Genomic DNA, 3,569 nt, shown 5'->3' with positions numbered 1-3,569 from the left:
AACTTACAGTCACGCTTACTTACTAAGTAAGATATCATTGTTTGTTGCCTTTTCTATTTTCATAAAAATTCAATCTTATACTATTTAATACCCCCCAAAAAAAAGCCCGAAACACTCTCATGTCCCGGGCTTTTAAATTTTTAAATAAATTTACTACTGCTTAATAGCTGTTGCAGTACAATTGTCTGTAGCACCACCTTGAGAAGCAGTGAAAATAAGCGTTAAGGTATTACCGGATATAGACCCGCTGCCGGAAAAGTTAATTCCATCCTGAGTGTCATTATAATTCAATTCGGTTCCGCTACTTGATACGTTTGCTCTTACCGCAACCCCAATGTTGTAAAAGTTACTTATCACAACAGCATCTTCCGATGCAGAAGAAGCAGTTATCGTAACTGTGTAATTATCATTTCCAAAAGAGCAGTTTTCATTGACATTATAGGTGCCAAAAAACTTCTCTCTTGCAGGCGGCTCATCCTCATCTTTATTACAGCCTGTAATGGAAATAATACAAATAGAAAATAAAGCAATTAAAAAGGTCCTAAACAAAATTTGTAGTTTCATAAGTTAAGTTTAATAAATGAATTAGTTAATTAACAACTTGCAAGACATAACTTAATTTTAAAATCTTTTTACAAAATATGTGTAAAATTTTTAACGGCTTCAAATTTTCTATAAATAGCGTTTACTTTAGGAAAATGCAAACGCTCAATCCCAATTTTACGTTTAACTTTTCAAACTATCTAATCGAAAAAAGTGCTTTCAAATACTTTTTCACTGAAATGTGTTTAAATTTGGGGTTATTATGGATTATACAAACAAAATAATTGACCTGGCATTGCATGAAGACATAGGATCGGGTGACCATAGCAGCAACTCGATTTTTGATGAAAATGTGACTGCCGAGGCCGTTGTTAAAACTAAGCAAAAAGGTGTCATTTGTGGTCTTGAAATAGCCAAAAAAGTCTTCAAAAGTGTGGACAACGAGCTTGAAGTCAGTCTTTTAAGACAAGATGGCTATCGTGCTGATATCGGTGAAGAAGTACTACTTATAAAAGGGAGTGCCCGTTCAATTCTAACGGCAGAAAGAACAGCTTTAAACTTCCTGCAAAGACTAAGCGGAATAGCTACTTCTACTGCTAATTTTACAGATGCTATCAGCGGATACAAAACTGTGATTTTAGATACCCGAAAAACAACCCCCGGCTGGCGGGCCATAGAAAAATATGCCGTAAAAACCGGTGGTGGCGAAAACCACCGAATGGGACTTTACGATATGATAATGATTAAAGATAATCACATCGACTTTAGTGGTGGGATTGAACAAGCCATTGAAAAGGCTAAGCAATATATTCTAAAAAACAAACTTGAAATTCACATAGTTGTGGAAGCCAGGAATCTGGAAGATGTTGGAAAAATAGTGTCTGTAGGAGGCGTTTTCAGAATTTTATTAGATAACTTTTCCGTTGATACGGCCACCCAGGCAGTTAAAATGTGTCAGGGAAAAACCTTAACCGAAATTTCCGGGAATGTCAGCCTTGATAATGTAAGTCAGTATGCTTCTACCGGAGTGGATTTTATTTCCGTTGGCAGCATTACGCATTCATTTAAAAGTTTTGACTTTACTTTGTTGTCAAAAATTGGTTAAACAATAATTCTTTTGTTTTGAAAAGAAAAATCCGATTCATTATAAATCCTCATTCCGGAATTCGCCGAAAATCCAGAATCCCTGTATTAATTGAAAAAATATTTTCTGCTGATAGCTTTGATATTGACATTCAGTTTACAGAATTTCCGGGACATGCTACTGAACTCAGTAAGCAAGCCGTAGATGAAGGTTTTGATACGGTAGTTGCTGTGGGTGGTGACGGTTCTATTAATGAAACTGCGAGGGAACTGATTGATACAAACGTAAAACTCGGTATAGTGCCCCATGGTTCCGGGAACGGGCTTGCCCGATATCTCAACATCCCTCTTAATCCCAAAAAAGCATTAGAGCTCATTAAAAATGATATGAACTTTAAAATTGACTGCGGCACCTGCAATAATCAATTCTTTTTCAGCAATTTCGGAGTCGGGTTTGATGTTCAGGTAGCTAAACAGTTCGGGAGACATAAAATCAGAGGCTTTTTATCCTATTCATGGGCTGTCATTTATCAATTTTACTTTAAGTATAAACCCATAGAAATCATTATTACTGAAGCAGATAAAAGAAAAAGATTACAACTCTTTTTAATGACCGTTTTTAATACCAATCAATATGGTTTTAATATAGGTTTAGCTCCCAATGCTAAAGCCTACGACGGCAATTTTGATGTAGCTGTTGTAAAACCTTTTCATAAGTTCAAACTACTTTTTTATGGATTAGCAATACTTTTAAAGAAAACAAATTGGGTTAAAGATTTACACATAAAAAAAGAGCAAAATCTGGTAATCTTAAATCTGAAAAAAGAAAAAATGCTTTACCAAATTGATGGAGAAGTTAATGAAACAAAAGATAATCTAATTATAGGCATTAAAAAACAAGCACTAAACGTTATTGGAAGTGAACGATTTTTAAAAAAGAATACAGAAGTAACTCATGAAAAAGAAAAAGAGAATTACCATTTACACGGATGAGCCGGAATATAATCAAGAAAATGAAGCTCAAGACCTCTCCCCTGCCGAGCAAAATCTTTTTGTTTGCCTGGATAAAAAAAACCGGGGCGGAAAAGTCGTAACACTAGTCCAAAGATTTGTCGGAAGTGATGAGGAAATAGAGTCACTTTGTAAGTCTTTAAAACAATTTTGCGGTGTTGGCGGCTCAGTAAAGGACCAAGAAATTATCATTCAGGGTGATCAACGTGATAAAATTTCTACTTTTTTAACCAAAAAGAAATATCCTCATAAAGTCAGATAAGGCTATAAACGAAAAAAGGGCACTTAAATTAAGCGCCCTTTTAAACAAAGATTTTAAATCTGTTAACTTATTTTGTAACGATTATTTTTCCGGAAAACTTATAGTCCTCAGCTACAGCTTTTAAGAAATAAATACCTGCCGGTAAATGCTCCAGGTTAAAACTACTCACTTCCCCTTTTGCTGATAAACGTTCTGTTTTGCTGCTCACTAAACTCCCCTGATAATTATATAAATGTATCTGCATGTTCTTGTTTAAAGGTGCATCTTTCCAATCTATATAAAAAACATCCTGAGTAGGATTCGGATAAACAACCGGCTGAGTTATGTCTGAAGTAAAAGTAAAATCAGGAATAAAAACAAACTCTCTGGCCGGTAAGCTAACACCATTATCAAGCATACGCTGACTAAATTCCTGATAAAACAAATTGGTAATATCTGCATTGTGAACAATCACCACATTCTCATCATTTCTGATACGGGCAGCATTTGACCAGTTATATGAACCCGTCCAAACTAAAGGATCTGAAGATAAATGATGCGGATCAACTAACATATATTTATGGTGAAAAATGTACCCATTACCTCTGTCAAGTACATACTCGTTAATTCCATTGTCCTGAAGAATTTGATATGCAAAACTTCCGTTGGCTGTGTCTCCTACAATCCCTGC

General features: G+C 35.2%; 5 protein-coding genes. 3 read left to right on the top strand and 2 right to left on the bottom strand.

Translation table 11 applies throughout. The features are described 5' to 3' along the window. Positions 1-153 precede the first annotated feature (153 nt). Positions 154-564, bottom strand: a complete 411-nt coding sequence (locus tag EA412_00235; protein TVR84688.1) for a hypothetical protein — start codon at positions 562-564, stop codon at positions 154-156. A gap of 241 nt (positions 565-805) precedes the next feature. On the opposite strand from EA412_00235, the gene nadC reads away from it, so the two are divergent. Genes nadC through EA412_00220 form a run of 3 tightly spaced genes read left to right on the top strand, consistent with a single transcriptional unit; the run spans position 806 to position 2,899 of the window. Beyond that, entirely contained in the window at positions 806-1,648 is an 843-nt protein-coding gene (gene nadC, locus EA412_00230; GenBank protein TVR84687.1) for a carboxylating nicotinate-nucleotide diphosphorylase, read from the top strand. 17 nt (positions 1,649-1,665) lie between these two features. Beyond that, positions 1,666-2,619: a diacylglycerol kinase family lipid kinase gene (locus tag EA412_00225; GenBank protein ID TVR84686.1), complete on the top strand. Its 954-nt coding sequence runs from the start codon at positions 1,666-1,668 to the stop codon at positions 2,617-2,619. Next, positions 2,582-2,899 (top strand): translation initiation factor, encoded by a 318-nt coding sequence (locus EA412_00220; GenBank protein ID TVR84685.1) that lies wholly within the window; start codon positions 2,582-2,584, stop codon positions 2,897-2,899. Before EA412_00225 ends, EA412_00220 begins: the two co-directional genes overlap by 38 nt. A gap of 67 nt (positions 2,900-2,966) precedes the next feature. Here EA412_00220 and EA412_00215 read toward each other — a convergent pair. Beyond that, positions 2,967-3,569 (bottom strand): T9SS C-terminal target domain-containing protein (locus tag EA412_00215; protein TVR84684.1); only part of this gene is annotated, 603 nt, incomplete at its 5' end.

It is taken from the genome of Chitinophagaceae bacterium (assembly GCA_007695095.1).
GTDB lineage: Bacteria > Bacteroidota > Bacteroidia > Chitinophagales > REEL01 > REEL01.
The sequence above is the reverse complement of the archived record's forward strand: the minus strand, read 5'-3'. Positions and strand labels throughout refer to the sequence as shown.